Consider the following 26,634-nt stretch of genomic DNA (forward strand, 5'->3'; position numbering starts at 1 on the left):
TGACTCCTAGGTTGAGAAAAACAAACGGGTGACTGCTGCGGAACCGGGTGTCCGGCCCGCGGCCGTGAAAGGAAAAAGGCGCCGCGACATGCGCGGCGCCCGCGAACGATTTACGGATTCAGGTCGAACACCAGGACTTCCGCGTCCTTGCCGCCGGAGAGCGTGAGCTTCGACTCGCCTTCCAGCATGGCGGCGTCGCCGGTGCCCAGCTTCTGGCCGTTCACCTCGAGCTCGCCGCGCACCAAATGCACGTAGTTCTTGCGCTTCGGGTCCAGCGCCAGCGTGGCTTGCTCGTCGCCGTCGATGAGGCCGGCGAACAGCTTCGCGTCGGCATTCACCTTGACGGAGCCGTCAGCGCCATCGGGCGATGCAACCAGGCGCAGCTTGCCGCGCTTCTCGGCCACGTCGAAATTCTTCTGCTCATAGTCGGGCGCGATGCCGCGCACATTGGGCTCGATCCAGATCTGGAGGAAGTGGGTCGTCTCGTCCTTCTTGTGGTTGAACTCGCTGTGCTGCACGCCACGCCCCGCGCTCATGAGCTGCACGTCACCGGGCGGAATGGACTTCACGTTGCCCATGCTGTCCTTGTGGGCCAGTTCGCCCGACAGCACGTAGCTGATGATTTCCATGTCCTTGTGGCCGTGGGTGCCGAAGCCGGCGCCCGCCGCCACGCGGTCTTCGTTGATCACGCGCAGATTGCCGAAGCCCATGTGGGCCGGGTCGTAGTAGCCAGCAAATGAAAAACTGTGAAAGGAACGCAGCCAGCCATGGTCGGCATAACCGCGATCCTGTGACTTACGAACTTGCAACATCGTTGAACTCCTGAGGCCCAGTCGGGCCTCTCTTCGAATGCCGCGCCGTATGCGCAGCGGATGTGAAGAACTTTAGGCCGTGTATTCCTGCTCACCAGCGCAAGGTTTTGATGGCACCATTCAAATAATTTGAACGATCAAGACCCCAAATGCCCTCTGCCCGCGAAGTCCTGACCCCTGATGCCCTTGCCATGTTGCAAACCGTGGCCAGCACCGGAAGTTTCGCTGGCGCGGCTCGAACGCTGAACCTGGTGCCGAGTGCGCTCAGCTACCGAGTGCGCCAGATCGAGGACGCCCTCGACGTGCTGCTGTTCGACCGCAGCGCCCGCCAGGCGCGCTTGACCGAGGCCGGCGCCGAGTTGCTGCGCGAGACCGATCGGCTGCTGGCCGACATCGACGCGGTGGCCAATCGCGTGAAACGCGTTGCTACGGGCTGGGAGCCGCAGCTGACCATCGCGCTCGACAGTGTGATCGCGCGCGACCCGGTGCTGGACCTGGTCGGCGCCTTCTACGCGCTCGAACCGCCGACGCGCTTGAAGCTGCGCAACGAGACCCTGCTCGGCACCATCGAGGCACTCAGCGTCGGCGAGGCGGACCTGGCGATCGGCACCGTGCTCGATGCGTCGAGCCTGGCCTTTACCGCGACCGGCATCCGCACACGGCCGCTCGGTGAGTTGCGCTTCGTCTTCGCGGTCGCGCCGCACCATCCGCTTGCACGCGTGGCCGGGCCACTCAGCGACGCGGTCATGCGACAGCATCGTGCGGTCGCGGTGGCGGACTCGTCGCGCTCGGGGCCGAGCATGACGGTCAACCTCGCCGGTGGGCAGGACCGGCTCACCGTGCCCACGATGCACACCAAGCTGTCGGCGCAATTGCACGGCCTGGGCGGCGGCTTCCTGCCCGAGCCGATGGCCCGTCCCTTCATCGAGGCGGGCCACCTGGTCGAGTGCCAGACCGAGCGCGTGATGCCGGTCGGCCAGATGCACGTCGCATGGCGCGCGCCCTCCGCGGGCAAGCCCGGCCGCGCCTTGGAATGGTGGCTTGCGCAGTTTGAACACGAAGGTACACGCCGCGCATTGCTGGAACGCCACAGGGGAAGATGAGCGCCGCCCGAGGTAGAGTCAACCTGCCCGAACACGTCGCCAAAGAAAGAGACTCGTCATGAAAGTACGCCCTCCCGCCGACCGCCATCGACCCTCCGCTGCCAAGCATTTCGCCATCGTCGGCGCGGGCATCGCGGGCATCACCGCCGCCCGCACGCTGGTCCAGGCCGGCCACCGCGTGACGGTGTTCGAACGCAATGCCGGCGCAGGGGGCCGCATGGCCAGCGAGGTCACGCAGTTCGGCCGCTTCGACAGCGGCGCGCAGTACTTCACCATCCGTGACGACCGCTTCGCACAGGCACTGCAAACGGTGCATCCGTTGTGCAAGCCGTGGAGCGCCAACCTCATCCGCGTGCTCGATGCGCATGGCCGCGTGGCCGAAGCCGCATTGCCCTCGCGGGAGCCGCACTGGGTCGCGCAACCGGGCATGGACGCCTTGGTGGCCCGCTGGGCGCAGCCGCTCGGCGACGAGGTGGTGACCGACACCGAAGTGACCGCCATCGAGCCCGATGCGCTCAACCCCGCACGTTGGCAACTCCGCACCGCGGGCGCGGGCGACAGCTCCCATGTGTACTCCGATTTCGACAGCGTGCTGGTCACCGTGCCGGCAGGCCTGGCGCGCACGCTGCTGGCCAACAGCAGGGTGCCCGAAGCACTGGGCAAGAAGATCGAGCATGTGCGCATCGCGCCCTGCTGGACGCTGATGATCGCCTTCCCGCAGGCCAACCAGCCGACCATGTCGCACCTCGGGCCCCAATGGAATGCCGCGCGCAGCAACCACCACCGGGTGGCCTGGCTGGCGCGCGAATCGTCCAAGCCCGGCCGCGACCCGATCGAGCGCTGGACGCTGCAGGCCAGCCCCGCCTGGTCGCAGGAACACATCCGCGACGATGCGCAGCGCGTGGAAGCGAAGCTGCTGCGCGCCTTCTCCGAGATCACCGGCATCCTGGCCACGCCGAGCTACGCGCAGGCCCGTTGCTGGCCCGAAGCGCAGACGCTGGTACCGGCAGGGCAATCCCACTACTGGGACGACAAGTCGCAGATCGGCCTGGCCGGCGACTGGTGCACGGGGCATCGGGTCGAGGACGGCTTTCTTTCGGGCCTCTCGCTGGCCCTCGATGTGATCTAGCGCCAGCGCCCGTCGACACGGGATGCGTCCGACCGGTCGATTCGCCCCCTCGCCTACCGGCCCGCTGCACGCAGGCTCGCTGGTGGCCGCGCTGGCAAGCTGGCTCGACGTGCGCGCGCGTGGCCCGCAGGCGAAGTGGCTGGTGCGCATTGAGGACGCCGACACCGAACGCTGCCTGCCCGGCATGGGCGACACGATCCTCCAGCAACTTGCGGCCTGCGGCCTGGTGCCGGATGCGCCGCCGGTGTGGCAGACGCAACGCGTTGCGCTGTATCAGGAGGCGCTGGACAAGTTGCAATCACATGGTCATGCCTATCCCTGTGCCTGCTCGCGCAAGGACATCGAGCATGCGCTGAAGCGGCTCGGCCTCACGCACGAGCGGCACGGCGAGCGCGTCTATCCCGGCACCTGCCGGAACGGGTTGCATGGCAAACCCGCACGCGCCTGGCGGTTCCGCGTGCCAACGGGTGATGTGCGCTGGGCCGACCGCCGACTCGGCGAGCAACATCAGGACGTGGCCACCGAGGTCGGCGATTTCATCCTCAAGCGTGCCGACGGCCCCTGGGCCTACCAGCTCGCCGTGGTGGTCGACGATGCGGACCAGGCCGTCACAGACATCGTGCGCGGTGAAGACCTGGCCGACAACACGGCCCGCCAGGTCCAGCTGCAGCGCGCCCTCGGCCTGCCGACGCCCAGCTACCTGCACACGCCGCTGGTGCTGGCGGCCGACGGACAGAAGCTGTCGAAGCAGAACGGCGCCGAACCCCTGGACACCGGCACACCGGGTGCGGCATTGGCCGCGCTCAACGCCGCCGCGTTCGCGCTCGGCCTGCCCGCCAGCAACGCCGTCACCATCTCCGAGGCGCTGGCCGCCTGGGTGCCCGCATGGCGCGATCTCTACAATCCGGCCCCGTGAGCCAAGCCCCTTCCACCCCCCAAGACCTCCCGCCCGCCACGCCCGGCGAAGACGACAAGCCGCATCCCTTGCACCGCCGACTCAAGAGCTTCGTCAAGCGCGGCGGCCGCACCACCGAAGGCCAGGCCAAGGCCTATGAAGACTTCGGGCCCCAGTTCCTCCTGCCCTACCGCGAAGCGCCGCTCGACTTCGACGCCGCCTTCGGCCGCCACGCACCCACGGTGCTGGAGATCGGCTTCGGCATGGGCGAGGCCACGGCGCACATCGCCACGGTGCTGCCCGAGACGAACTTCCTGGCCTGCGAAGTGCACGAGCCCGGCGTCGGCAAGCTGCTCAAGCGCTGCGGCGAACAGGGCATCGGCAACATCCGCATCGTCGCCCATGACGCGGTCGACGTGCTCGACCACATGATTCCGCCCGGCTCGCTGGCCGGCGTGCATGTGTTCTTCCCCGACCCCTGGCACAAAAAGCGGCACAACAAGCGCCGCCTGCTGCAAACGCCCTTCGTGCGCAAGCTGGCCGAGCACCTGGCGCTCGGCGGCTACCTGCATTGCGCGACCGACTGGCAGCCCTATGCGGAACAGATGCTCGAAGTGCTCTCGGCCGAGCCCCTGCTGCGCAACACCGCGACCGACTACGCACCCAAGCCCGACTACCGGCCGCTCACCAAGTTCGAGAACCGCGGACTCAAGCTGGGGCACGGCGTGTGGGACCTGGTGTTCGTGAAGTCCTCGGGATGAGCGCGCCGGCCGCCCGTCGTGGGTGAAACCGCAGGCGTACTGGCCGCCATGCTGTCGAGCGGCATCGGCGGCACGGCGATCGGTGCCACGCGCTACCTGGCCGGCGCAACCGATCCGCTGACCTTGGGCTTCTTTCGCTTCGGCATCGGCTTCGTGTTGCTGTTGCCGATCGCGCTGTGGCGGCGCGAGCGTTGGCCGGGCGTGCGCGACTGGCCCGCAACCGCCGCGCTCGGCCTTCTGTTCTTCGGTTTGTTCCCGGTGCTGTTCAATGCCGCGCTAATCCACACGACCGCAGCGCGCGGCGCGCTGGCGCTGTCGACCCTGCCGCTGCTGACCATGCTGATCGCCGCCCTGTTCCGCGTCGAACGACTCACGCGGCGCAAGACCGCGGGCGTGCTGATCGCGACGGGTGGCGTCGCGTTGGCGCTGCTTGCCGGACTCGCCCATGCGCCCGAAGGCGCCTGGCGCGGCGACCTGCTGATGGTCAGGTCACCGCCGCGCTCTGCATGGCGCTCTACAACGTGAGCGCGCGGCCGCTGATCGCGCGCTCCGGACCGGTCGCCTTCAGCAGCTTTGCCATGGCCGTGGGTGCGCTGTGCCTTGCCCTGATCTCGGCATCGCGCGGGGGCTTTGCTTCGGTGGCACAGTTCGGATCGGTTCAATGGGCGGCGATCGTCTACCTCGGCATCTTCGGCGGCGCGATCGGCTTCTTCCTCTGGGCCTATGCGCTGGAACGCACCACGCCGACGCGGGTGGCTGTCTCCGTCACGGTGAACCCGGTCACGGCGGCGCTGTTCGGCGCGTTCCTGCTGGGCGAACCCATCGGCTGGAACCACATCGCGGGCCTGCTGGCCGTGCTGCTGGGTATCTGGGTCGCCACCACCGGCGGCCGAACTGCGCTCACACCACGCTGACGCCTCCTCTCAATTTCCTGGAATCAACTTGTCTTCCCGCTCCGATCACCCCATCCTCACCAACCGCAAGGTCGTGGTTCTCCTGGCCCTGTTCTGCTGCGTGCTGTGGGGCAGTTCCTTCCCGGCCATCAAGAACGGCTACGCGCTGTTCGGTATCGCGCCGGTCGACGTGCCGACCAAGCTGGTGTTCGCCGGCTGGCGCTTCGTGCTGGCCGGTGCCCTTCTGCTGGGCTACGCCGTGCTCAGCGGCAAGCGCGTGGGCGGCTTCTCGCGCCGCACGCTGGGCCAGTTCGCCATCCTCGGCATCACGCAGACCACGCTGCAGTACGTCTTCTTCTACATCGGGCTGGCCTACACCACCGGTGTTAAGAGCTCGATCATGAATGCCACCGGCACCTTCTTCAGCGTGCTGCTGGCGCACTTCATCTATCACAACGACCGGCTGAGCTATCACAAGGTGCTGGGCTGCATCGTCGGCTTCGTCGGCGTGATGGTGGTCAACGTCGGTGCCGGCCTGGGCGGCATGTCCTTCGAATTCACGCTGCTCGGCGAGGGCTTCATCATCATCGCGGCGCTGGTGCTCGCGGCGGCGAGCATCTACGGCAAGCGCATCTCGCAGGGCATCGACCCGATCGTCATGACCGCCTGGCAACTCGTGATCGGCGGGGCCGCGCTGCTGGCCGGCGGCTATGCCACGGGCGGTGCGCTGACCGGCTTCACGCCGATGTCGAGCGCGCTGCTGGCTTACCTGGCGGTGCTGTCCTCGCTGGCCATCTCGATCTGGAGCCTGCTGCTCAAGTACAACCGCGTGAGCATGATCACCGCCTTCAACTTCATGGTGCCGGTGTTCGGCGCCGTGCTGTCCGCGGTGTTCCTCCACGAGAGCATCCTGGAATGGCGCAACGCCGTCGCCCTGGTGCTGGTGTGCTGGGGCATCTGGCTGGTGAGCAAGGAGCCGGCGGCGGATGCGCGGCAGCAAGCGGCGGCGACCTGAGCACCGCGACAGCTACGGCCGCATCGTCGCCTTCAGGCTGAGCAAGTTCTGCGGGACGACGTGGATGAAGCCGGCGCGCGGCGTGTCGATGTCCGCGATCAGCAGGATGGCCAGGGACAACACCACCGGCAGCACCAGCAACAGGAACGGATGTTTCCCGGAGGAACGGAAGGCATAGCCGACGAGCGCGTTGCATCCGATCGCGATGGCGAACATCAGGACCCACGCGGACGTTGGGATGCGGTTCCACCAGGCCGCCTGCGTGTAGCCCTGCGAATTGAGCACGTCGTTCATGCCGGCCACCACCAGCGCGCCGATGGGCGTCGGCGCAGGCGACTTGACCGCGTCCCACAACTCGCCTTGCAGCTTCGTCGTCCGGTCGTTGAGCAACGCGAGCTCGCCCCGGTCACGCGTGGTGTAGAACAGCACGCGCTGGTCGACATAGGTATTCAACAACGCGCGAATACGGGCCCCATCGGCGGCCGGCACCAGGTCGGCCCGCAGGTACTCGGTGCCGATGGCGTTGGCCTCAGCTTCCTCGAGATTCTTGCGTTGGTCGTAACGGCCCACCGCCATCGAGAAGGAGAAGCCGATGATCAGCCCGACCAGCGCCAGCGCTGCGCCGACGACCACGCTGAAGTCCTGGGTTGCGTCCTCGTCCGGCGGGCTCCTGCGCCGGAGCACCGCGCGGCCAAACCATGCCGACAGCCAAAGCACTGCCACCGAGAGAAAAAACAGCAGCACGGGGTGGTCGAATTCGTTCAGCATCGGCAGTGGTTCCCTGGGAAAGGGCTGACTATGCCATCGATACCGGGTCGGGCGGGTCATGCCATCATCGGCCGATGCTCACAACAGCCTCGCAAGACGCATGACATTGAACGAGACCCGGCGCACTGCCGGCAAGCCCGGCGACCTTGCCGAGTTGTTCGCCCGGCGCATACCGCACGGCCACGACATCGGCATGCAGATCGAAGACGCGTCCGCGGACGGCAAGGTCCGCATGCGCATCGCGCCGCAGCCCCATCTGTCGGGCGACAACGGCGGCGCCTTCTTCTTTCCCGGCGTGCTGTTCAGCCTGGCCGATTCGGCCAGCGGCCTGGCGGTGATGCGAGGCCTGGAGCGCATGGTTCCCATCGCCACGCTCGACATGCGCATCGACCACCTTGCCCCAGCCACGATGGATGCCGACCTGCGCGCCGAAGCCGAGTGCTACCGCATGACCCGCACCGTGGCCTTCACCCGGTGCGAGCTGACGGCCGGGCCCGCCTCGAAGCTGGTGGCCACCGTGATGGGCACCTTCATGCTCTCCTCGAGCACGCCACGCGGAGCCAGGTCATGACGCGAGAGACAGATGCCGACGACGTCGACGACGCGCAGCCGATGCGCGACCGGGTCGCAGCGGCCTTGGAGGCCGTGCCCTATTGCCGCCACTTGGGCATCCGGCTGGCGCCCGGCGCGCAGGACGGCGAGTTGATCTTCCACCTGCCCTTCGATGCGCGGTTGGTCGGCAACCCCTCGCTGCCCGCGATCCACGGCGGTGTGCTGGCCACCTTCATGCAGGCCGCTGCGCTGACCACCACCAGCGCCGCGCTGGGCAATCGGGTGCCGCCCAAGCTGGTGGACTTCTCGCTCGACTACCTCAGCTCGGCGGGCCCGGCGGACCTGTATGCGCAATGCGAAATGCACCGCGTCGGCAGGCGCGTCGCCGCCGTCGGCATCCGCTGCTGGCAACGCAGTGCGGATGCGCCCGTGGCGCTCGGCCGCGCACACGTGTACGTGGCGCACTCGCCGTCCGACGCTTCCGTGATGCCCTCCTGAGTCGATGTGGCTTTGCCATCTCGACTCAAACCCCCCGCGGGGGCGGCCGGCGCGCAGCCCGGCCCTGGGGGCTCCTGACACGCTCACCCACCTCCGCGCGGCGGGGTGTGCAGTGTCCTCACGCGGTCCGGCAGGCCAAGCGCGCGGTTGATTTTGGACAGCAGCCGCGGCAGGTCGATCGGCTTGGTGTCGACGTCGTTGCAGCCCGCGTCGAGCGCGCGCTCGGCTTCATCAGCCGCGCCTTGGGCCGTCAACGCGATGATCGGGATCGATTGCGTGCCGGGATCCGCCTTCAGCCGGCGCGCAGCCTCTCCGCTCTCGATCACCGGCAGGCTCCAGTCCAACAAGATGAGGTCGGGCGATTCCATGCGCGCGCGTTCGATGGCCCCCGCGCCGTCCATGGCCACGGCGATCTCGAATCCCTGCCGCACCAGGCGCCGCGAGAGCGCGTCCCGGTCCGCATCGTTGTCCTCGACGATCAGGACGCGCGGCATCGGCGCCCTTCCGCGCAGGCATGGCGAACTCGGCCTCCGAACCCGCTTGGCGGCGAACGCCCGGTTCGATCTCGGTGAAATCGCGCTTGGGTCATACAGAAAGTAATACTTGTGTTTACATGCAGACCCAGATTAAGCTTTGTGGAGGGAGCAAGACTGTCCGCAGCCGCCAATCCACTCGCTTATCGCGCCAAGCTTGACCGAGATTCGTGGCCGGGCTTATCCGATCAAGGCTTCTTTGTCGTGGCGCCCTGCGCTCCTCTACCATTAAACCTGCTGCATGGCTTGCAGAAGGCAGGGATCAATCTGGCCGAAGCGGCGGCACTTGCCGACCTCACGGTCCAGGACCTGAAGGGACCGCTCACCGACGAGCAGTCCGACCGCTTCCTTACCGTCGCTTACGAACTCCTCGCTGATCCGACGGCCGGCCTTGCACTTGGCATGCAGATGCGGCCCGAACTTTTTGGTGTGGTCGGCTTTTCAGCCATGACGAGCGCCAATTTCGGCGCGGCACTGGCGCGGATCGCCCGTTACACGGCGCTGCTGCCCGCCTGCGACCTGGAAGTTGTCCAGCACGCGCGCGAGGCGGAAGTGCGCATGCACTACAGCGGGCCGGAACGCCCTTACAGCCGCTGCCGGATCGACATCCAGATGGGCGCGCTCCTGAGCTTCGGCCGCTTCTTCACCGAGCAGCCGATCACGCCCCTGCGCCTGACGCTGCGCGGCGAGCGCCCGCCCTATCACGCCCGGTACGCGGAAGTCTTCTCCTGCCCTGCGCTGTTCGGGCAGCCGCACGATGCCATCGTGTTCCGCCGCGCCGACCTCGACCTGCCGCTGGTCAGCGCCAACCCGCAGGTCACGGCGCTGTTCGACGATGCAGCCGAGCGCGACCTCATGGCCAGCCGGGCGACCCGCGACATGACGAAGGCCGTGCGCGACGTGCTGCGCGAAATGCTGCGCGGCGAGTTGCCGACCGTCGAACAGGTGGCCAGCAGGCTGTGCGTCAGCGAGCGCACCCTGCAGCGGCGGCTGGCACGGGAGGGCGCACAGTTCACCGCGCTGCTGGACGACGTGCGACTGGAAATGGCGCGCCACCACCTGGCGGCCGGGCGCGCCAGCCTGACCGAGATCGCCTACCTGCTCGGCTTCGTCGATCCCAACTCCTTCTTCAGATCCTTCAAGCGCTGGACCGGCCAGACGCCCGACGTCTACCGCAGTGGCGCCGCGCATCCGCCGCCGCGGCTGCCGCAGGGCGCTCACGCGTCGGCGAGCCCGTGGGCTGCACCTTCGACCGGGATTGCATAGCAGGGCTTGCGCGCATTCCCGGCTCGCCCGCGCATGCGACTTGAGCAGTGCCGGAACGACCCGTTCACTCGGAATTCATATACGCGTGATAGCTTGCGCACATGCAAACGGCCCGCCGCCCTGCGCAGCATCCAGTCCCTGCGGCGGAACGGCAACCTCCTTCATGCACCTGCTCAACCACCAACTCTTTCTTTGGATCGGCGCTGGCCACTCGCCCAACGCCGCGCTCCTCTGGCTGGCCATGCAGGTGGTGGAAGTCATGCCCTGGATTGCTGCCGGGGCGGTCGTCGTCGCAGTCTGGCTGCGTCCCACCGATCGACACTACATCCTTGCGGCATGCCTGATGGCAGCGTTGGCGAGCATGCTGGCGCGGGAGCTTGCAGACGTGCTGAAGCAACCCAGGCCGTTCATGATCGGGCTGAGCCCGATGTGGATCGAGCACAGCGCCCGCGGCTCGATGCCCAGCACCCACGCGAGCGTGATGTTCACGGTGGCGTTGTGCTTCCTGTATCGGCCACGGTTGCGCGCGATCGGCTGGATCCTGGCAGGACTGGCGTTGCTCACCGGCTGGGCACGGGTGTATGTCGGGGTCCATTTCCCCCTCGACGTTGCAGTTGGCGCGCTGCTCGGCAGCGTGCTCGCCGCCGCCCCGGCACTGGCCAGCCGATGGCGACAGCACATCCAGCCGACCCGCCCGAGCCCTCCACCCGAAGCCAGGCCGGCCGAGGCGCTACTGGACCACCAGTTCGACGCGCCGGTTCGTGGCCCGACCCCTCCCGCTCTGGTTCGATACCAGGGGTGAGAGACTGCCGAGTCCATTGGCCGTCAGGCGGTTGCGCGCAATCCCGTAATCGACCACGAGCGCGACGCAGATCGCGTGCGCGTACCGCTGGCTGAGTTCGCGATTGCTGGCCAAGGCGCCGATGTTGTCCGTGTGCACCACGACATGCAACCGAAGTGCGGGACGCTGCTTCAACAGCGCACCGATCTGATCCAGCGCGGGCTTGCTGGAGGGGTCAAGTTCGTTCCGTGCGTCGAACCGGATGCCGGCGACCACCACTTTGCCATTCGCGTCGAGGCTGCTGCTCAACTCCGGGACACTGAGGATGGCCGGCGTCGGTGGGCGGGGCTGCGGCGGCTCCTCGAATAACGGTGAACGCACACCCCGGGATTCGGACCGCGGGTCCAAAGGAAGACTGATTTCGTCATAGCCAGCGTAGTCCCGCACGATCAGCATCTGGGCCGCCTGAAGGCTCGGTTCGACCCCGCTCCCCTCGTGCTGCGTGTCGGCCGATATCGGCTGGATGCCCACGAGCAGGAACACGAAGACAAACCCGGCAATCGGGTGACTGGCGGCACTGACTATGGATTTCACGCGACTCCCTGAAACGAATAAAACTGATTGTCACTCGAACAAACGCCAAGCCGAATCACGCGTGATTCAGTGGCAAAGATGCTGTAATCGTTCACCCATCGCCGTTTATTGCTATTAATTTCATAGCAACTAATGCTTTGGAACTAGCAGCAAATCCACCTCATGACTGCCAAATCCTTCACGAAATCCAACACCCTCCACGGCATGCGCGTGTTGAGCCTCGCCCTCAATCTGCCGGGCCCGGCGGCGCTGATGCGCTGCCAGCAAATGGGCGCCACCTGCGTCAAGCTGGAGCCACCGGGCGCACAAGGCCGCCCTTCGGACCCGATGGGGCAGTACGCGCCAGGCGTCTATGCGGAACTGCACGAAGGCATCCTGCAGGTGGCGGCCGACCTGAAAACGGACGAAGGCCAGCAGACGCTGCATGCCGAGTTGGCCCAGGCCGATGTCGTGCTCACCGCGTTCCGCCCTTCCGCCCTGGCCCGCCTCGGCATGGAATGGCAGGCGCTGCACGCACGCCATCCTCGCCTGTGCCTGGTCGCCATCGTCAGTGCACCGGCTGAACGTGCCGAGGAGCCGGGTCACGACCTGACCTACCTGTCGGAAAACGGGCTCATCACCGGGCTCGACCTGCCCGCGACGCTCTACGCCGACATGGCCAGCTCGCTGATGGCCAGCGAGGCCGTGCTGCAGGCACTGCTGCAACGCGCAGCCGCGTCCGATGGCGCCGGGGTCCGTGTCGAAGTGGCTTTGTCCGAAGCCGCGCGCTACCTCGCGCTGCCGCGCCACTGGGGCCTGACCTTGCCGTCCGCGGCGCTGGGCGGCGCGCACGCAGGTTATCGCGTGTACCCGTGTGCCGACGGCCGCGTGGCCATCGCCGCGTTGGAGCCGCACTTCGCGCAGCGCCTGGCGGTCGCGGCGGGCCTGGGCGCTGAAGGCGGCAAGGGCATGTTTCGCTCATCCGTGCATACGGCAGTCGCGGCCTTCGTCGCGGCCCTGAGCTGCGATCAACTCGACGCTCTGGCGCTGGCGCATGACATCCCGATGCACGCCTTGCGGAACGAACCTGCCTGAAATGAAACCCACCCCCGAATGCGCCTGCGGCGCTCCCCCTCGAGGGGGCGCGCCCAGCGGCCCGGCAAAGCCGGTTCCGCGGGTGCCCACGAACAGGCAACGTTGTGCTCGCCCCGGTTTCATGCGTCGCGGAAGACGCACCAGCGTCATGGAAAACTGATACGACTCGGCAGATCGGCCCGACACCGCACATCGGCATCGATGACCCCGGGACGAGTGAAGTGCGGCTTGTTCAGGGCCCCCTGCCGGGCCGCTGGGTGCGCCGCCTGGAAGGGCTGAAGGCCGCGGCTCCAAGCGGCGATCGCAGGCTGGGACGGGGCCCGCAAAGAGCAGCCGGTTCTGGCGGCAGCCCCGGCGCCGCACACGCATTCGGTCGACTCTATTTTTTCATCAGGCGCAAGCCGTTGCCCACCACCAGCAGGCTCGCGCCCATGTCCGCGAACACCGCCATCCACATCGTCGCGCTGCCGAACACCGCAAGCACGAAGAACACCGCCTTGATCGCCAGCGCGATCACGATGTTCTGCCACAGGATGGCGTGCGTGCTGCGCGAGAGCGCGATGGTGTCGGCAATGCGGCCCAGGTTGTCGTTCATGATGACCACGTCGGCGGTCTCCACGGCGATGTCGGTGCCAGCGGCGCCCATCGCGAAGCCGATGTCGGCCTGCGCGAGGGCCGGCGCGTCGTTGATGCCGTCGCCGGTCATGGCGGTCGGGCCGTAGCGCTTCTGCATCTCGCCGATGGCGGCCAGCTTGTCCTGCGGCAACAGGCCGCCGCGCGCATCGGCGATGCCGGCCTCGCGCGCAACGGCCTGCGCGGTGGCCGGGTTGTCGCCAGTGAGCATGACGGCCGCGACGCCCATGTGCGCCAGCTGCGCCACGGCCTGCACCGAGCCCGGCTTGAGCGTGTCGGCCACAGCGAACAGCGCCAGCACGCCGTTTTCGTCGGACAGCAGCGTGACGGTGCGGCCTTGCGCCTCATGGGCTTCAAGTTCGGCATCGAGCGCGACCGTGGACTGCTGGCGTTCCTGGATGAGCCGGTGGTTGCCCAGCACCAGCCGCTGTCCGCTCACCGATCCCTCAACGCCGCGCCCCACCAGCGCCTTGAACCCATCGACCTCGACCGTCTCGGCGTCGAGACCCGCCGCGATGGCACGCGAGACCGGGTGATCGGAGCGCACCGCCAGGCTGCGGGCCAGCAGCCATGCCCGCGATTCGTCCGCGCCGCCCCAGGCCCGCGCCTCGACCAGCCGGGGCTTGCCTTCGGTCAGCGTGCCGGTCTTGTCCAGCGCCACAGCCTTGATCAGCCGCGCCGTCTCCAGATAGGTGCCGCCCTTGATCAGGATGCCGCGCCGCGCCGCCGACGCCAGCCCGCTGACCACGCTGACCGGGGTCGAGATCACCAGCGCGCAGGGGCAGGCGATGACCAGCAGCACCAGCGCCTTGTAGATCGCGTCGAGCCACGGCCAGCCCAGCAGCAGCGGCGTCAGCACCGCCACGGCCAGCGCCATCGCGAAGATGGCCGGCGTGTAGATGGCGGCGAAGCGGTCGACGAAACGCTGGGTCGGCGCGCGCTTGCCTTGGGCCTCTTCGACGGCATGGATGATGCGGGCCAGCGTGGTGTCGGTGGCCGCGGCCGTCACGCGGTATTCCAGTTCGCCGTCGATGTTGATGGTGCCGGCGAAGAGCGGCAGGCCCGGCCCCTTGTCGACGGGCATGCCCTCGCCCGTGACCGAAGCTTGGTCGACGCTGCCGTAGCCCTTGGTCACCGTGCCGTCGAGCGCGACGCGCTCGCCCGGCTTGACGCGCGCGATGGCGCCGACGTCGATGGCGGCGGCCTTCACGCGTTGCCAGGCGCCATTGCGCATGACCTCGGCATCGTCCGGCGCCAGCGCGACCAGGCCCTGGATCGCCTGCCGTGCCTTGTCGACGGCGCGCGCCTCGATCAGCTCCGCGATGGCATAGAGCGCCATCACCATCGCCGCCTCCGGCCACTGGCCGATGACGAAGGCGCCGGTCACGGCGACCGACATCAGGGCATTGATGTTGAGGCGGGCATGGCGCAGCGCCAGCAGGCCCTTGGTATAGGTCTCGATGCCGGCGAGCCAGATCGCCACCGCCGCCACGCCCATGCCGGCCGCGCGCCAAACGGTGGTGTCTGGGGCGAAGTAGTGAATGCATTCGGCCGCCAGTGCGAGGACGAGCGCGGCGGCAAGCCGCATGTGTATCGAGCTGCCAGCGGCGGCCTGCTGCGGGTGATCGTGCGCATGCCCGTGACCTTGCACCGCGGCGTCGGCGTGCGGCCCTGCGACGACCGGCTCCGGCGCGAAGCCCGCCTTGCGGATCGCGGCCAGCGCCAGCGGCAGCGCCTCGTCGCTGCCGTCGATACGCAGCAGCCGCCGGGCCAGCTGGAAATGCAAGCCGCGGATGCCCGCGATCGGCTCCACCACGCGGCGGATTTCCGACTCCTCGATGCTGCAATCCATCGTGGCGATGCGGAAGGTGCCGGGCGCAGCGACCAGCGTGGCGGCTGGCGCCAAGGCGTCCGGTTCCGGTGCGCAACAAGCCGAGTGCGCGCAACCTGTGTCTGTGTGATTTGCCATGTTCGCTTTCTGGGGGCATTTCACACCTTGGAGTCGCTCCAAGGTCAAGCGCGTAGCATGCAGATTCGCACCCATGCGGAGCCAAGGTCATGAAAATCAGCGAACTCAGCCGGGCCACCGGCGTCGACACCGACACCATCCGCTACTACGAGAAGACGGGCCTGCTGCCCGCGCCCGCGCGCGAGCCCAACGGCTACCGCGCCTACGGGCCGGAGCACCTGGAGGGCCTGTCCTTCGTGCGGCATTGCCGGGCGCTGGACATTCCGCTGGCCGACGTGGCGCGCCTGCTGGCCTTCAGCGCAAAGCCCGATGGCGACTGCGGCGACATCAACCGATTGATCGACGACCAGATCGTCCGGGTCCGCGCCCGCCTGGCCAGCCTGCACGCATTGGAGACGCAACTCACGCAATTGCGCAGCCGCTGCACCGAACCACACGAGGCCGCCGACTGCGGCATCCTCAACGAACTCGTCTCCGCCGCCCACGGCGAGGCCTGCGCCTGCCACGCCACAGGAGCACAGCGACAACGACCGCCTTCTTCGACATCGATGCCGCAACGCCCGACCAGTGGGCCGCCTACCACCGCTACCGCCGACTGCGCGCCGCCGAAGACACCCCCGGCGAACCGGTGCTGAGCGATGCCGACTTCGAGCACCTCGTGCGCAGGCAATGGCCGCTCGTCGAAACGCGGCGCTTCATCGCGCGGGCGGGTGACGAGGTCATCGGCAACCTCTACCTCGAATCGCGCCGGAAGGGCTCAGCCGACTACGACACCTTCGCGCCCCACCTCAGCATCGGCGGCGGCGTGCTGCATCCGCATCGCCGGCGCGGCGTTGGCACGGCCCTGCTGCGCCACCTGCTGGGCTTCATGGAAGCGCACCAGAAGCAGACGGCGACGCTGAGCGTGCACCTGCCCGAAGCGCACGCCTTCCTCGGCGCCATCGGCGCGACGGAAAAGCTTCGCATGTTCGAGAACCGGTTGGCGCTTGCCGGCCTCGACTGGCCCGAACTGGCCCGGTGGAAGGACGCCGCCGCCTCGCAGGCAACAGGCCTGCGATGGGAGATCCATGCCGGCCGGGTGCCGTCGGATCGCCTCGCGCAGCTGATGGGGCCGTTCAGCCAGTTGGCGGGCGACATGCCCAGGGGCGCGCTCGCCGGGCCGCCGCTGCGCTTCGAGTTGCAAGGGCACCTTGGTTGGTACGAGGAGCTCGACCGGACCGGCGGCGATCACCTGGTCGTACTGCTGCTCGATGGTGACGAGGTGGCCGCCGTCTGCAGTGCCCACTGGGACGCGCGCTTCGGCGACCGGGTGTACCAGGCCCTGACCGCGGTGGCGCGTAGATGGCGCGGCAAGGGCCTGGCCAAGAGCGTGAAGGCCGCGATGCTCCAACTCGTGCACGAACGCTACCCGCAGGCGCGGATGATCATCACCTCCAATGCCGAGACGAACGGCCCGATCCTGACGATCAACCAGCGCCTGGGCTTCGTGACGCACCGGCGCAATGGCCACTACCAGATCGATCCTCAGACGCTCCGCCGCTTCCTGTCGCGGCCGCAGGCGGCCAGCGATCGAGCGAGCGCGCACTGACGAATTCCCTCGCCGCGCCGGTGAGCGGGTCGTCGAAGGCCAGCTTGCGCGCCAGCAACCGCATCGGCCGCGCCAGGTCGTCGGGGCCGAAGGGCTTGAGCACCGGGTAGATCTCGTCGTTGACGATCGGCACGCCGAGCGCATCGCAATGCACGCGCAACTGGTGCTTGCGCCCGGTCACCGGTGAGAGGCGCAGGCGCGCATGCTGGCCGCGCACTTCGAGCACTTCGATGCGCGTCTCGGAATTGGGCTCGCCGGGCACCTCCTGCGTGCGCATGAAATGCGCGTCGGGCAGCAGGCGGCTCCGGTAGATGGCGGGCACCGCGGCGCCGGGCGGCCAGTGCACGATGGCCTCGTATTCCTTGCGCATCGCACGATCGATGAACAGCGTCTGGTAGCGCCCGCGCGTGGCCGGGTTGGCGGAGAAGAGCACGAGTCCCGCGGTGGCCCGGTCGATGCGATGCAGCGGCACCAGCGCGTCGATGCCCAGCGCCCGCTTCACGCGCACCAGCAGGCTCTGCTGCAGGTAAGGACCGGAGGGCGTGACGGGCATGAAATGCGGCTTGTCGACGACGACAAGGTCGGCGTCCTGGTGCAGCACGGTTTCGTATTCCGGCAACTCGGGTTCGGGCCCCAGCGCCCGGTAGTAGAAAAGGCGCAGGCGCGGCTGGTAGCGCCGCGTGGGCGTGACAGGCTCGCCACGCTCATCGACGACCGTGCGCGCCGCGATGCGCTCCAGCCAAGTGTCGCGTTCGATCGCCGGAAAGCGCTCCACCAGGAAGTCCAGCATCGTCGGCCAGTCGCCCTCCGGCAGCGCCACCACGCTCGGCCCGACCCCATCACGCGTGGGCAATGGCGCTGCTGGGCGCGTGGAGGGCACGTTGGACATGGGGCCGACTCTAGCGTGACGCCGCGCGACGGGCGTCGTATCCTCGTGCATCCACAGCTCCCGGGGAAAGCGATGTTGAAGATTCTTCTGCCCATTGACGGCTCCGACGAGGCACTGGCCGCGGTGCGGCACGCGATCCGGCTCGTGGACGAAGGGCTGAAGGCGAGCTTCGTGGTGGCCAACGTGCAGGCGCCAGCCAACCTCTACGAGATGGTGTCCGCGCCCGACATCGGGGTGCTGGAGGAAGTGAGCACGAGCGCCGGCACGCACCTGCTGGCCTCGGCCGAAGCGCTGCTACGGCATGCGGGCCTCGAGTTCGAAAGCGAAGTCGGCCACGGCGATCCGGGCCACACGCTGGTGGACATGGCCGAGGGCTTCGGCTGCGACATGATCATCATGCAGACCCGCGGCGCGAGTGATTTGCGCAGCGCGCTGGTGGGCTCGGTCTCGCATTCGGTCGTGCATGGGTCCAGCATTCCGGTGCTGCTGGTGAAGGCCGCAGGGGATTGAAGCACGCCACCCCCCAGGAAATGTCTTCGACATTCCCACCCCCAAGGGTCAAGCAAAGTGGCAAAGCCACATTTGCTTGAGTGGCCGTGCCCCCGCCCTGCGCGCTGCTCACGCCCGAGTTCATCGAGATGGTGAACAAGGGCGTGTCGACCGTCGTTGCATCGCGCGACGCAGCCATGCGGCCGAGCCTGATGCGGGCCATGGGCAGTTCCATCTCGATCGATGGCACCCGCATCACCGTGTTCGTGGCGCGCAGCCAGGGCAGGCAACTGTTGCTCGACGTGGCGTCCACCGGGCAGATCGCCGCGGTGTTCAGCGCGCCGATCAGCCACCGAACCTTGCAGGTGAAGGCGGGCGCGGTCGACCTGCGCAACGCCGATGCGGGCGACACCGCCCTGCTGCGGCGCTACCTGCTCGCGATGGAGGAGGAAATCTGCGCCATCGGCTATCCGACCAGCGTGGTCGACGCGATGCTGGCCTGCCGGATCGACGATCTGGTGGCGATCACCTTCTCGCCGACCGCCGCCTTCGACCAGACGCCCGGCCCGCGTGCCGGCAGCGCATTGGCCGCGACGAACTGAACTTCCGCCCCGCCCGATGACGACCACCGCCACCATCGAGCTGTCCGCAATCCGCGGCTGCCTCGAAGGCGTGGTGCCGTCGATGATGGCGACCTGCGCGCAGGACGGCACGCCCAACGTCGCGTACCTGTCGCAGGTCTGCTATGTGGACGATCGCCACGTCGCGCTGTCCTTCCAGTTCTTCAACAAGACGCGCCAGAACATCCTGGCCAACCCGTATGCGTCGGCGCTGGTCATGCACCCGCGCACCGCCGCCTTCTACCGGCTGCACCTGCACTACCTGCGCACCGAAACCAGCGGCCCGACCTTCGAGAGCATGAGGGCGCAGCTGGCCGGCATCGCCTCGCACACCGGCCTGGCGGGCGTGTTCAAGCTCCTGGGTTCCGACATCTACGAGGTGCTGTCCATCGAGTGCGTGGACGGCTGCCCCCTGCCCGCGCCACCGGCGCCCGCGATCGGCCTGCTGGGCGCGCTGCGCCGCTCGGCCGAGCGGCTCATGCGATGCAGCGGCACCGACGAATTGCTGCAGGCCACGCTCGCCACGCTGAACGACCAGATGGATGTCCAGCACGCGATGGTGCTGATGCTGGACGCCAGCGCGCACCGGCTCTACACGGTGGCCAGCGCGGGTTATGCCACCTCGGGCGTGGGCTCGGAGATCGAGATGGGCCACGGCGTGATCGGCGTCGCGGCGCGCGAGTGCACGCCGGTGCGCATCAGCCACATGACCAACGCGGCCAGCTACAGCCACGCGGTGCGCAGCAGCATGCAATTGCTGGAGCCGGGCGTGGCGCTCGAGACCGACATTCCCTACCCCGGCCTGCCCGAGCCGCACAGCCAGTTGGCGGTGCCGATCGTCTCGACCGGCCGCCTGCTGGGCGTGCTCTTCGTGGAAAGCCCGCAAGACATGCGTTTCGGCCATGAGGACGAGGATGCGATGGTCGCCATCGCCGGGCAACTGGGCGCGGCGCTGGAATTGCTGCAGAACGCGGCCGAGCCAGCGAGCGAGCCGCCAGCGCAGGAGGCCGCGCCGCCACGCGCGCAGGCGGGCGAACCCGCGCTGGAACTGCGCCACTACCGCGCCAATGACAGCGTGTTCATCGACGGGCAGTACCTCATCAAGGGCGTGGCCGGTGCGATCCTGTGGAAGCTGCTGCGCGACCACACCGGCCTGGGCCGCAGCGAGTTCAGCAACCGAGAACTGCGGCTCGACACCAGCATCGGCCTGCCCGACGTGACCGACAACCTGGAGGCGCGCCTGGTGCTGCTGCAGCGCCGGCTGGTGGAGAACAGCCCGCACATCCGCATCGAGAAGACCGGGCGCGGGCGCTTTCGGTTGCGTGTGGATCGGCCGGTGAAGATGGTCGAGATGGGCTGATCAAAGTCCCAGACTCTTCATCAGCTTGGCCCATTCCTGCTCCCGCAGGTGCGGGCGCACCAGTTCGAGCGCGGCCTCGAACGCGGGCGCGGGTGCATGGGCCTGCATGTCGCCCAGCATCGCCGCGCGCTGGGCCGGGTTGATCCACGGCACCATCCAACGCACGGCGAACATCATTTCCTGCGGCGGGATCGAGGCCACCAGCGCGTTGTGGATATCGATCAGCTCTGCATCCGTGTAGCGGGCCCACAGCACCGCGTTGTGCGCCGTTTCCTCGATGTACATGTGCTCGTAGTTGTGCGAGACGAAGAGCGAGAGACGGGCGTACAGCGTCGCGGCGGCGCGCGCCCTGTCTTCCGGCGCGCATTGAAGCAGCGCCGAACACATGTCCCCGAGCAGGCGGATCTCGCGCTCATGCTCCGCATGCTCATGCGCGATGACCCCGCTCGCGCCCGGCGCACGCGCCTCGAGGGCGGGATGGATGAAGTTGTTCTCGTGCGCAAGGTGCGAGCGGCAGAAGTCGAGCAGTTCCATCACGCGCTGCGTGGTCTGCGCCAGCTCCAGCGCGTCGTCGCAATCCATGCGGCCCACGGCCAGCAGCGTGTCGGCCATCAGCGCGCGCAGCCCCTTGTGAATACCCGCATACAGGTCGACGCGCTGTCCTTGTGCGGCAGCGGCCTGCGCCACTTGTTGCAGTTCGTCGAGGTCGTTTTTCATGGTGATCGGTCCTTCATTCAAGGTGGTTGAGGCGACGGGTGCCGGATGCGCCAGTCTTGAAGGAAAGTCTAGGAACCGGCGCGCTTCGGCGCTGCTAAGAAATGCCTAAGGGATTACTCAGAATTTCTTAAACGGACAAGCGTGGCGCCCCGCCCTGTCAGCTTCATGTCGCGCGTTCGGCATATGCTCGGGCAGTCCTGACCCCGCCCATGACCCCTTTGACAGACACATTCAGCGCCGCCGCCCCATCGCCCTGGAAAGCCGAGATGTGGCTGCGCTTTCGCAGTCTGTTCTGGCTGAAGCTGGTCGGCACCACGGCCTTTACCTGGATTTTCTTCATCGGCTACTTCCACCTGCTGCGCCACCCGGTCAACCCGGTCACGGAGATGCCGCTGACCGCGCTGGACCACCTGATCCCGTTCGGCCCGCACTGGCTGGGGGCGTACCTTTCACTGTGGCTCTATGTGGGCGTCGCGCCAGGCTTGCAGCGCAACTTTGCCGAACTGCTGGTCTATGGCCTTTGGATGGGAGCGCTGAGCCTGTCGGGACTGACGCTGTTCTACCTGTGGCCGACCGCGGTGCCGCCGCTGTCCTTCGACGTCTCCGGCTACCCCGGCTTTGCCATGCTGCAGGGCGTCGACGCGGCGGGCAACGCCTGCCCCTCGATGCATGTGGCGGCGGCCATGTTCACCGCCGTGCGGCTGGACGATGTGCTCCGGCGAGTCCGCACGCCGGTCGTCTTCAGGCTGGCCAACGCGCTGTGGTTCCTGGCCATCGTCTATTCGACACTGGCGGTCAAGCAGCACGTGGCGCTCGACGCCCTGGCCGGCGCGCTTCTGGGACTGGCCTTCGTGCTGCCCTCCCTGCATTGGCGGCCCACCCCCTATCGAGTGGAAGCCCTCACAGCCTGAACGGATATCATCCGTCATCAATGACTAACAGGCCGCGCACGGTGGCCACGCGATACAGGCATGAGTTCGCTGAAAGATCTGCAGGAACTGATCCACGAGAAGTACGGGATCGACACTTCCACACTCGACCCGGACACCTCCTTGCGCGACAAGGGATTCGATTCGCTGGCACTGGTCGAATTCGTCTTCGCCATCGAGGACAAGTTCGGCATCACGATGCCTGACAACGACACCGACATCGACACGCTGGCCAAGCTGGCCGACTTGGTCGACCAGGTCAGGGCTGCGCAACCGTCGTGAACGCACGGGTCGACGTCACCGGCCTGGGTGTGATGGCGTCGCATGGCGCGGACCCCCAGGGATTGTTCGACGCGTTGATGCGCGGTGAATCCGCGGTGCAGCCCGTCTTTCCGGATCTGCCCAAACCCGCCGCCGCGGCCACGGTGGCCTTCGACGAGACGCGCTGGTTCACCAAGCTGCAGTTGGCCGGCGTCGACCGGGTCAGCCAGTTGGCGGTGGCCGCGGCCGACCTGGCCATGCGCGATGCCGGCTTGTCCGACGGCGACAAGGGTAGCGCTCCGGACCCTGAGCGCATCGGCGTGTTCGTCGGCTGCGGCATGGGCGGCGCGACTGCGCTCGAATCGGCCTACCGCAGCGGCGGGCGCGTGCCGCCGCTGACCATTCCGGCTTTCATGCCCAACGCGCCGGCCTCGCACATCGCGCTGCGCCAACGCGTGCAGGGGCCGGTGCTGACCTACTCCGTGGCCTGCGCCTCGTCCGCCATTGCGATCGCCGAAGCGGCCAAGGCGGTGCAACGGGGCGAGGTCGATGTGGCCATTGCCGGCGGCAGCGAGGCGCTGGTCGTGCCCGGCGTGGTGCTGGCCTGGCAGGCGATGCAGACGCTCGCCACCTTCCAGCCCGGCGAGGCGGCTTCGGCGGTGCGGCCCTTTGCAGCCGATCGCAGCGGCTTTGCGCTGGGCGAAGGCGCGGCTTTCGTCGTGCTCGAATCGGCGGAGCGAGCACGGGCCCGGGGCGCCCGCAGCTATGCGACGCTGGCCGGCTGGGGCATGAGCTGCGACGCCACACACCTCACCAAGCCCGACGCGGCGGGACAGGCGCGCGCCATTCGCGCGGCGTTGAAGCAGGCCGGGCTGCAACCTTCGGACATCGGGTATTGCAATGCACACGGCACGGCCACGCGCATCGGCGACGTGGTGGAGTGCGATGCGCTGGCGTCGGTGTGGGGTGAAGGCGAGGCCTTGGGCGACCTGCGCGTGAGTTCGACCAAGGCATTGCACGGGCACCTGCTCGGCGCGGCGGGGGCGCTGGAGGCCGTGGTGACGGTGCTGGCGCTGCACAACCAGGCGTTGCCACCGAATGCGAACTGCAGCACCGTCGAGCCGGCCTGCGGCGGGTTGAACCTGGTGCGTGCAGCCGACCGCAGCGCGCCGCGGCTGGAAGCGGCGATCAGCAACTCGTTCGCCTTTGGCGGGACGAACTCGGTGCTGGTGTTCACCAAGCCCTGAAGCGGCGCTTCTTCTTCATTTTCAGAGTGCATCGAGCGGACTGAGCACGCCGCGGCCGCCCTTGTTGAGCACGTGCGTGTAGATCATGGTGGTGCTCACGTCGCTGTGGCCCAGCAGTTCCTGCACCGTGCGGATGTCGTAGCCGGCCTGCAGCATGTGGGTGGCGAAGGAGTGCCGCAACACGTGGGGCGTGACGGGCTTGGCGGCATCGATGCGCCGCGCGGCTTCGCGCACGGCGCGCTGCACCGATTCAGGAAAGACGTGGTGGCGCCGCTCGATGCCCGAGCGCGGATCGATGCCGCGTGCGGCGGACGGAAAGACGTACTGCCAGCCCCAGGCCCTGCCCGCCTTCGGATACTTGACCGCGAGCGCGGACGGCAGGTAGACGTCGCCGAAGCCGGCCTCGAGATCCTTGTTGTGCACCTGGCGGGTACGGGCCAACTGGTCGCGCAGGGGGCCGAGCAGGTTCTCCGGCAGGACGGTGACGCGGTCCTTGTTGCCCTTGCCCTCGCGCACGATGATCTCGCGGCGCTCGAAGTCGATGTCCTTCACGCGCAGGCGCAGGCATTCGAGCAGGCGCATGCCGGTGCCGTAGAGCAGGCTCACCATGAGCCACATCGGCCCGTTGAGTTCGGCCAGAAGATCGCGCACCTCGCGCTGAGTGAGCACCACCGGCAGGCGCTTGGGCGTGCGGGCCTGGACGACTTCGTCGAGCCATGGGAGGTCGACGCCGAGCACGTTCTTGTAGAGATACAGCAGGGCCGACTTGGCCTGGTTCTGTGTGGAAGCCGCGACATTGCGCTCGACCGCGAGGTGAGAGAGGAAGGCCCCGACCTCTATTGCGCCCATGTCCCGAGGGTGGCGCTTGCCGTGATGCAGGATGAAGCGGCGCGCCCAGTCGACGTACGCGGTTTCGGTGCGAATGCTGTAGTGCCGGGTCCGCAGGTGCACGCGCAACTGCTGCAGCAACCGCGGCGGCGGTGGTGGCGCCCCCACGCCTGCTGTCGATCCGGAAGGAATGTCCATCCGGAAAATTTTAGGTTTGCCTAAACGAAAGTTGTACTGGATGTACTGTGAAGAATGGTTGCGCGGCGCGGGTTTGCGGGGGGATCGTGCGGAGTTGGGTTGGAATGGGGGACTGGGGTGGGTAGGATGGCTGCGATCCATTTTTAGTTAAGCATTTCCAGCCAGGCCATGTCCGCACCCACGTCTTGTCGTTCTGCACCACGCGTTCGGCGTGCGCAGGTCACGCGCGCTTCGCGGTTTGTCGCTCGTTTTGTGCCGCGTGGTTCGCATCCCTCTTCGCCGGCGGCGAGCGTCCGAAGCATCGCGCCCGCCGCAACGCGCGTACCGTGCGGTTCATCGGCTGCGGGCCTAACTCGGCGCTCAAGCCGACCGCCTACGGCGTCGGCTTATCTTGTCCGTTAAGCAGTTCCAGCCAGCCCATGTCCAAGCTCACGTCCTGTCGTTTTGCATCACGCGTTCAGCGTGCGCAGGTCACGCGCGCTCCGCGGTCTGTCGCTGGTGCTGTGCTGCGTGTTTCGCGTCTCTCTCTGCGGCCAGTGAACGTTGGAACGGTCGCGCCCGCCGCAACGCAAGTGCCGTGTAGCTCATCGGCTTTGGGCCTAACTCGGCGCTCAAGCCGACCGCCTACGGCGTCGGCTTACCTTGTCCGTTAAGCATCTCCAGCCAGGTCATGTCCGCATTCAACCCTTGCCGTTCTGCGTCACGCATCCAGCGCGCGCAGGTCGCGCGCGCTTCGCGGTTTGTTGCTCGCGCTGTGCTGCGCTGTTCGCGCCCTTCTCCGCGGCCGGCGCGCTTTCAAATCACCGCGCCCGCCGCAACGCGAGTACCGTGTGGCTCACGGGCCCTGGGCCTAACTCAGCGGTCGAGCCGACCGCCTACGGCGTCGTCTCACCTCGTCCGTTAAGCATTTCCAGCCAGGTCATGTCCGCACTCAAGCCTTGCCGTTCTGCCCCGCGCGTCCAGCGTGCACAGGTCACGCGCGCTCCGCGGTTTGTCGTTCGTGCTGTGCTGCGTGGTTCGCGTCCCTCTTTGCGGCCGGCGCGCTTTCAAAACATCGCGTCCGCTGCAACGCGAGTACCGTGTAGCTCATCGGCCTTGGGCCTAACTCAGCGGTCGAGCCGACCGCCTACGGCGTCGTCTCACCTCGTCCGTTAAGCGCGGGGCACAAAGTGGCAACTTACGAGCTTCGTCTTATGTTCGACAGCGGCAGCGGTGTTTGCCTATGGTCCACGAACGAAGCCGCTCGCGAAGAACTTGGCTATGCAATCGATCATTGGGCTCTGCCGTTATCAGAAAACACAAAGCGCTGGCTCCAGCATTTGGTCGCTTGGTACGACACGTCTCTCGACTGGGAATCACCCGCCAACAGTGACCAACAATGGACTAGCGAAGAACTCAAGCGCTTCAACGCTGCCGCCAAACGTGGCTTGGAAATGCTTTGTCGCGAACTACCCGATTTGAAGTACTCGGTTTCCTATGAAGAACGCGCCTAACTCAGCGGTCGAGCCGACCGCCTACGGCGTCGTCTCACCTCGTCCGTTAAGCATTTCCAGCCAGGCCATGTCCGCGTTCAAGTCCTGCCGTTCTGCCTCACGCATTCAGCGTGCGCAGGTCGTGCGCGCTTCGCGGTTTGTCGCTCGTGCTGTGCTGAGTGTTTCGCGTCCCTCTTTGCGGACTGTGCGCTTTCAAACTGCCACGCCCCCCGCAACGCGAGTACCGTGCAGCTCATCGGCCTTGGGCCTAACTCAGCGGTCGAGCCGACCGCCTACGGCGTCGTCTCACCTCGTCCGTTAAGCCATGAGCAAAGTTGGTCTTACTTTTTGTGCAATCTACTTGGCGGCCAGTTGCGTTTGTGTCGCACTGGCGTTCTCAAATGGCGCCGACCCAAAAGGCCAGTTTGTATTCCTGCAATTGCCGGTCTCGCTCCAAGCCGCGTTTCTAGATTTCGTCGGACTGGGCTCAATGCTGGAGCACCTATCTTGGGTCACGGCATACGTCCTGCTCGGCCTCCCCACTCTTGCGCTGCTGTATGCGGTGGGTAGGCTCTTTGGCGGAAAGCCCGAGCACCCTACCTCGGGCCTAACCCGCCGGTCGAGCCGACCGCCTACGGCGTCGTCTCACCGTAAATGTCCGAGCGTCCCCGTTCTTGCGAATGGATCCTTGATGAAGGAAGGTCGACGTCTTCACATTGAGGATGTTGACGATGGAACTGGACAAGGATGGCGGTGCACG

General features: G+C 67.3%; 28 protein-coding genes and 1 pseudogene. 21 read left to right on the forward strand and 8 right to left on the reverse strand.

Annotated elements, in window-relative coordinates:
• Positions 1-110 precede the first annotated feature (110 nt).
• Positions 111-812, reverse strand: a complete 702-nt coding sequence (locus tag WKW82_RS28110) for a pirin family protein (RefSeq protein WP_340345896.1) — start codon at positions 810-812, stop codon at positions 111-113.
• Between the two features lie 149 nt (positions 813-961).
• On the opposite strand from WKW82_RS28110, the gene WKW82_RS28115 reads away from it, so the two are divergent.
• The 7 genes from WKW82_RS28115 to WKW82_RS28145 are packed head-to-tail and all read left to right on the forward strand — an operon-like array spanning position 962 to position 6,608.
• A complete protein-coding gene (locus tag WKW82_RS28115) occupies positions 962-1,915 on the forward strand; it encodes a LysR family transcriptional regulator (protein ID WP_340345898.1) in 954 nt (317 codons plus the stop codon).
• Positions 1,916-1,973: 58 nt separating this feature from the next.
• Positions 1,974-3,044 carry an NAD(P)/FAD-dependent oxidoreductase gene (locus WKW82_RS28120; protein WP_340345899.1) on the forward strand — a complete coding sequence of 357 codons (1,071 nt, stop codon included), beginning with the start codon at positions 1,974-1,976 and terminating at the stop codon, positions 3,042-3,044.
• A 22-nt stretch (positions 3,045-3,066) separates the two neighbouring features.
• Positions 3,067-3,960 carry a tRNA glutamyl-Q(34) synthetase GluQRS gene (gene gluQRS / locus WKW82_RS28125; RefSeq protein WP_340345900.1) on the forward strand — a complete coding sequence of 298 codons (894 nt, stop codon included), beginning with the start codon at positions 3,067-3,069 and terminating at the stop codon, positions 3,958-3,960.
• Positions 3,930-4,700 carry a tRNA (guanosine(46)-N7)-methyltransferase TrmB gene (gene trmB / locus WKW82_RS28130; RefSeq protein ID WP_340345901.1) on the forward strand — a complete coding sequence of 257 codons (771 nt, stop codon included), beginning with the start codon at positions 3,930-3,932 and terminating at the stop codon, positions 4,698-4,700. The genes gluQRS and trmB overlap by 31 nt, the downstream gene beginning before the upstream one ends.
• Positions 4,701-4,718: 18 nt before the next feature.
• Positions 4,719-5,225 carry a DMT family transporter gene (locus WKW82_RS28135; RefSeq protein ID WP_340345903.1) on the forward strand — a complete coding sequence of 169 codons (507 nt, stop codon included), beginning with the start codon at positions 4,719-4,721 and terminating at the stop codon, positions 5,223-5,225.
• Complete coding sequence (locus WKW82_RS28140; protein WP_340345904.1) at positions 5,207-5,614, forward strand: DMT family transporter; 408 nt, start codon at positions 5,207-5,209, stop codon at positions 5,612-5,614. Before WKW82_RS28135 ends, WKW82_RS28140 begins: the two co-directional genes overlap by 19 nt.
• Positions 5,615-5,642: 28 nt before the next feature.
• Positions 5,643-6,608, forward strand: coding sequence for a DMT family transporter (locus WKW82_RS28145; RefSeq protein ID WP_340345905.1), 966 nt, complete (start codon positions 5,643-5,645; stop codon positions 6,606-6,608).
• A gap of 12 nt (positions 6,609-6,620) precedes the next feature.
• Here the strand turns inward: WKW82_RS28145 and WKW82_RS28150 are convergent, their stop codons facing one another.
• On the reverse strand, positions 6,621-7,376 hold the full coding sequence (locus WKW82_RS28150) for a bestrophin-like domain (protein ID WP_340345906.1): 756 nt from the start codon (positions 7,374-7,376) through the stop codon (positions 6,621-6,623).
• Positions 7,377-7,476: 100 nt separating this feature from the next.
• On the opposite strand from WKW82_RS28150, the gene WKW82_RS28155 reads away from it, so the two are divergent.
• Together WKW82_RS28155 and WKW82_RS28160 are read left to right on the forward strand one after the other, a co-directional pair.
• Positions 7,477-7,947, forward strand: coding sequence for a PaaI family thioesterase (locus tag WKW82_RS28155; protein ID WP_340345907.1), 471 nt, complete (start codon positions 7,477-7,479; stop codon positions 7,945-7,947).
• Positions 7,944-8,426, forward strand: coding sequence for a PaaI family thioesterase (locus WKW82_RS28160; protein ID WP_340345909.1), 483 nt, complete (start codon positions 7,944-7,946; stop codon positions 8,424-8,426). The genes WKW82_RS28155 and WKW82_RS28160 overlap by 4 nt, the downstream gene beginning before the upstream one ends.
• Positions 8,427-8,509: 83 nt before the next feature.
• On the opposite strand, the gene WKW82_RS28165 is transcribed toward WKW82_RS28160, so the two are convergent.
• Positions 8,510-8,920 carry a response regulator gene (locus WKW82_RS28165; protein WP_340345910.1) on the reverse strand — a complete coding sequence of 137 codons (411 nt, stop codon included), beginning with the start codon at positions 8,918-8,920 and terminating at the stop codon, positions 8,510-8,512.
• A 111-nt stretch (positions 8,921-9,031) separates the two neighbouring features.
• Here WKW82_RS28165 and WKW82_RS28170 point away from each other — a divergent pair, with 111 nt between their 5' ends.
• The gene (locus WKW82_RS28170) at positions 9,032-10,225 is read left to right on the forward strand and encodes an AraC family transcriptional regulator (RefSeq protein WP_340345912.1); all 1,194 of its coding nucleotides are present in this window, start codon (positions 9,032-9,034) and stop codon (positions 10,223-10,225) included.
• A gap of 163 nt (positions 10,226-10,388) precedes the next feature.
• Positions 10,389-11,027, forward strand: a complete 639-nt coding sequence (locus WKW82_RS28175) for a phosphatase PAP2 family protein (RefSeq protein ID WP_340345913.1) — start codon at positions 10,389-10,391, stop codon at positions 11,025-11,027.
• On the opposite strand, the gene WKW82_RS28180 is transcribed toward WKW82_RS28175, so the two are convergent.
• Positions 10,956-11,600, reverse strand: coding sequence for an OmpA family protein (locus WKW82_RS28180; protein WP_340345914.1), 645 nt, complete (start codon positions 11,598-11,600; stop codon positions 10,956-10,958). The two genes, WKW82_RS28175 and WKW82_RS28180, sit on opposite strands and share 72 nt — an antisense overlap.
• Positions 11,601-11,762: 162 nt before the next feature.
• Here WKW82_RS28180 and WKW82_RS28185 point away from each other — a divergent pair, with 162 nt between their 5' ends.
• Positions 11,763-12,674 carry a CoA transferase gene (locus tag WKW82_RS28185; protein ID WP_340345915.1) on the forward strand — a complete coding sequence of 304 codons (912 nt, stop codon included), beginning with the start codon at positions 11,763-11,765 and terminating at the stop codon, positions 12,672-12,674.
• A gap of 379 nt (positions 12,675-13,053) precedes the next feature.
• Here the strand turns inward: WKW82_RS28185 and WKW82_RS28190 are convergent, their stop codons facing one another.
• The gene (locus tag WKW82_RS28190; protein WP_422823609.1) at positions 13,054-15,276 is read right to left on the reverse strand and encodes a heavy metal translocating P-type ATPase; all 2,223 of its coding nucleotides are present in this window, start codon (positions 15,274-15,276) and stop codon (positions 13,054-13,056) included.
• 89 nt (positions 15,277-15,365) lie between these two features.
• On the opposite strand from WKW82_RS28190, the gene WKW82_RS28195 reads away from it, so the two are divergent.
• Complete coding sequence (locus tag WKW82_RS28195; protein WP_340345917.1) at positions 15,366-15,911, forward strand: Cd(II)/Pb(II)-responsive transcriptional regulator; 546 nt, start codon at positions 15,366-15,368, stop codon at positions 15,909-15,911.
• Positions 15,912-15,934: 23 nt separating this feature from the next.
• Positions 15,935-16,183: pseudogene (locus WKW82_RS28200) on the forward strand (GNAT family N-acetyltransferase); the annotation flags it as partial.
• Between the two features lie 559 nt (positions 16,184-16,742).
• On the opposite strand, the gene WKW82_RS28205 reads toward WKW82_RS28200, so the two are convergent.
• Positions 16,743-17,753 carry a pseudouridine synthase gene (locus WKW82_RS28205; RefSeq protein ID WP_340345918.1) on the reverse strand — a complete coding sequence of 337 codons (1,011 nt, stop codon included), beginning with the start codon at positions 17,751-17,753 and terminating at the stop codon, positions 16,743-16,745.
• 72 nt (positions 17,754-17,825) lie between these two features.
• Between WKW82_RS28205 and WKW82_RS28210 the strand changes: the two genes are divergently transcribed.
• The 3 genes from WKW82_RS28210 (at position 17,826) to WKW82_RS28220 (ending at position 20,222) form a co-directional block, all read left to right on the forward strand.
• A complete protein-coding gene (locus WKW82_RS28210) occupies positions 17,826-18,263 on the forward strand; it encodes a universal stress protein (protein ID WP_340345919.1) in 438 nt (145 codons plus the stop codon).
• An 86-nt stretch (positions 18,264-18,349) separates the two neighbouring features.
• Positions 18,350-18,844: a hypothetical protein gene (locus WKW82_RS28215; protein ID WP_340345920.1), complete on the forward strand. Its 495-nt coding sequence runs from the start codon at positions 18,350-18,352 to the stop codon at positions 18,842-18,844.
• A gap of 16 nt (positions 18,845-18,860) precedes the next feature.
• Positions 18,861-20,222 (forward strand): GAF domain-containing protein, encoded by a 1,362-nt coding sequence (locus WKW82_RS28220; protein ID WP_340345922.1) that lies wholly within the window; start codon positions 18,861-18,863, stop codon positions 20,220-20,222.
• On the opposite strand, the gene WKW82_RS28225 is transcribed toward WKW82_RS28220, so the two are convergent.
• Positions 20,223-20,939, reverse strand: coding sequence for a hemerythrin domain-containing protein (locus WKW82_RS28225; RefSeq protein WP_340345923.1), 717 nt, complete (start codon positions 20,937-20,939; stop codon positions 20,223-20,225).
• Between the two features lie 209 nt (positions 20,940-21,148).
• Between WKW82_RS28225 and WKW82_RS28230 the strand changes: the two genes are divergently transcribed.
• From WKW82_RS28230 to WKW82_RS28240, 3 genes are read left to right on the forward strand one after another with little or no spacing between them, the layout of a single operon-like run.
• The gene (locus WKW82_RS28230) at positions 21,149-21,850 is read left to right on the forward strand and encodes a phosphatase PAP2 family protein (protein WP_340345924.1); all 702 of its coding nucleotides are present in this window, start codon (positions 21,149-21,151) and stop codon (positions 21,848-21,850) included.
• 60 nt (positions 21,851-21,910) lie between these two features.
• Positions 21,911-22,150: an acyl carrier protein gene (locus tag WKW82_RS28235; protein WP_340345925.1), complete on the forward strand. Its 240-nt coding sequence runs from the start codon at positions 21,911-21,913 to the stop codon at positions 22,148-22,150.
• Positions 22,147-23,376, forward strand: a complete 1,230-nt coding sequence (locus tag WKW82_RS28240; protein ID WP_340345927.1) for a beta-ketoacyl-[acyl-carrier-protein] synthase family protein — start codon at positions 22,147-22,149, stop codon at positions 23,374-23,376. Before WKW82_RS28235 ends, WKW82_RS28240 begins: the two co-directional genes overlap by 4 nt.
• 21 nt (positions 23,377-23,397) lie before the next feature.
• On the opposite strand, the gene WKW82_RS28245 is transcribed toward WKW82_RS28240, so the two are convergent.
• Positions 23,398-24,402, reverse strand: coding sequence for an integron integrase (locus WKW82_RS28245; RefSeq protein ID WP_340345928.1), 1,005 nt, complete (start codon positions 24,400-24,402; stop codon positions 23,398-23,400).
• Between the two features lie 1,193 nt (positions 24,403-25,595).
• On the opposite strand from WKW82_RS28245, the gene WKW82_RS28250 reads away from it, so the two are divergent.
• Positions 25,596-25,895 carry a hypothetical protein gene (locus WKW82_RS28250; RefSeq protein ID WP_340345930.1) on the forward strand — a complete coding sequence of 100 codons (300 nt, stop codon included), beginning with the start codon at positions 25,596-25,598 and terminating at the stop codon, positions 25,893-25,895.
• The last annotated feature ends 739 nt before the right edge of the window (positions 25,896-26,634 follow it).

It is taken from the genome of Variovorax rhizosphaerae, assembly GCF_037889975.1.
GTDB lineage: Bacteria > Pseudomonadota > Gammaproteobacteria > Burkholderiales > Burkholderiaceae_C > Variovorax > Variovorax rhizosphaerae.

Bases quoted from the DNA above. Each gene is read 5' to 3' on its own strand.
- WKW82_RS28110 (WP_340345896.1), bottom strand. From the start codon at position 812: ATGTTGCAAGTTCGTAAGTCACAGGATCGCGGTTATGCCGACCATGGC.
- WKW82_RS28115 (WP_340345898.1), top strand. From the start codon at position 962: ATGCCCTCTGCCCGCGAAGTCCTGACCCCTGATGCCCTTGCCATGTTG.
- WKW82_RS28120 (WP_340345899.1), top strand. From the start codon at position 1,974: ATGAAAGTACGCCCTCCCGCCGACCGCCATCGACCCTCCGCTGCCAAG.
- gluQRS (WP_340345900.1), top strand. From the start codon at position 3,067: ATGCGTCCGACCGGTCGATTCGCCCCCTCGCCTACCGGCCCGCTGCAC.
- trmB (WP_340345901.1), top strand. From the start codon at position 3,930: ATGGCGCGATCTCTACAATCCGGCCCCGTGAGCCAAGCCCCTTCCACC.
- WKW82_RS28140 (WP_340345904.1), top strand. From the start codon at position 5,207: ATGGCGCTCTACAACGTGAGCGCGCGGCCGCTGATCGCGCGCTCCGGA.
- WKW82_RS28150 (WP_340345906.1), bottom strand. From the start codon at position 7,376: ATGCTGAACGAATTCGACCACCCCGTGCTGCTGTTTTTTCTCTCGGTG.
- WKW82_RS28155 (WP_340345907.1), top strand. From the start codon at position 7,477: ATGACATTGAACGAGACCCGGCGCACTGCCGGCAAGCCCGGCGACCTT.
- WKW82_RS28160 (WP_340345909.1), top strand. From the start codon at position 7,944: ATGACGCGAGAGACAGATGCCGACGACGTCGACGACGCGCAGCCGATG.
- WKW82_RS28165 (WP_340345910.1), bottom strand. From the start codon at position 8,920: ATGCCGCGCGTCCTGATCGTCGAGGACAACGATGCGGACCGGGACGCG.
- WKW82_RS28175 (WP_340345913.1), top strand. From the start codon at position 10,389: ATGCACCTGCTCAACCACCAACTCTTTCTTTGGATCGGCGCTGGCCAC.
- WKW82_RS28185 (WP_340345915.1), top strand. From the start codon at position 11,763: ATGACTGCCAAATCCTTCACGAAATCCAACACCCTCCACGGCATGCGC.
- WKW82_RS28190 (WP_422823609.1), bottom strand. From the start codon at position 15,276: ATGGCAAATCACACAGACACAGGTTGCGCGCACTCGGCTTGTTGCGCA.
- WKW82_RS28195 (WP_340345917.1), top strand. From the start codon at position 15,366: ATGAAAATCAGCGAACTCAGCCGGGCCACCGGCGTCGACACCGACACC.
- WKW82_RS28205 (WP_340345918.1), bottom strand. From the start codon at position 17,753: ATGTCCAACGTGCCCTCCACGCGCCCAGCAGCGCCATTGCCCACGCGT.
- WKW82_RS28210 (WP_340345919.1), top strand. From the start codon at position 17,826: ATGTTGAAGATTCTTCTGCCCATTGACGGCTCCGACGAGGCACTGGCC.
- WKW82_RS28220 (WP_340345922.1), top strand. From the start codon at position 18,861: ATGACGACCACCGCCACCATCGAGCTGTCCGCAATCCGCGGCTGCCTC.
- WKW82_RS28225 (WP_340345923.1), bottom strand. From the start codon at position 20,939: ATGAAAAACGACCTCGACGAACTGCAACAAGTGGCGCAGGCCGCTGCC.
- WKW82_RS28230 (WP_340345924.1), top strand. From the start codon at position 21,149: ATGACCCCTTTGACAGACACATTCAGCGCCGCCGCCCCATCGCCCTGG.
- WKW82_RS28235 (WP_340345925.1), top strand. From the start codon at position 21,911: ATGAGTTCGCTGAAAGATCTGCAGGAACTGATCCACGAGAAGTACGGG.
- WKW82_RS28245 (WP_340345928.1), bottom strand. From the start codon at position 24,402: ATGGACATTCCTTCCGGATCGACAGCAGGCGTGGGGGCGCCACCACCG.
- WKW82_RS28250 (WP_340345930.1), top strand. From the start codon at position 25,596: ATGTTCGACAGCGGCAGCGGTGTTTGCCTATGGTCCACGAACGAAGCC.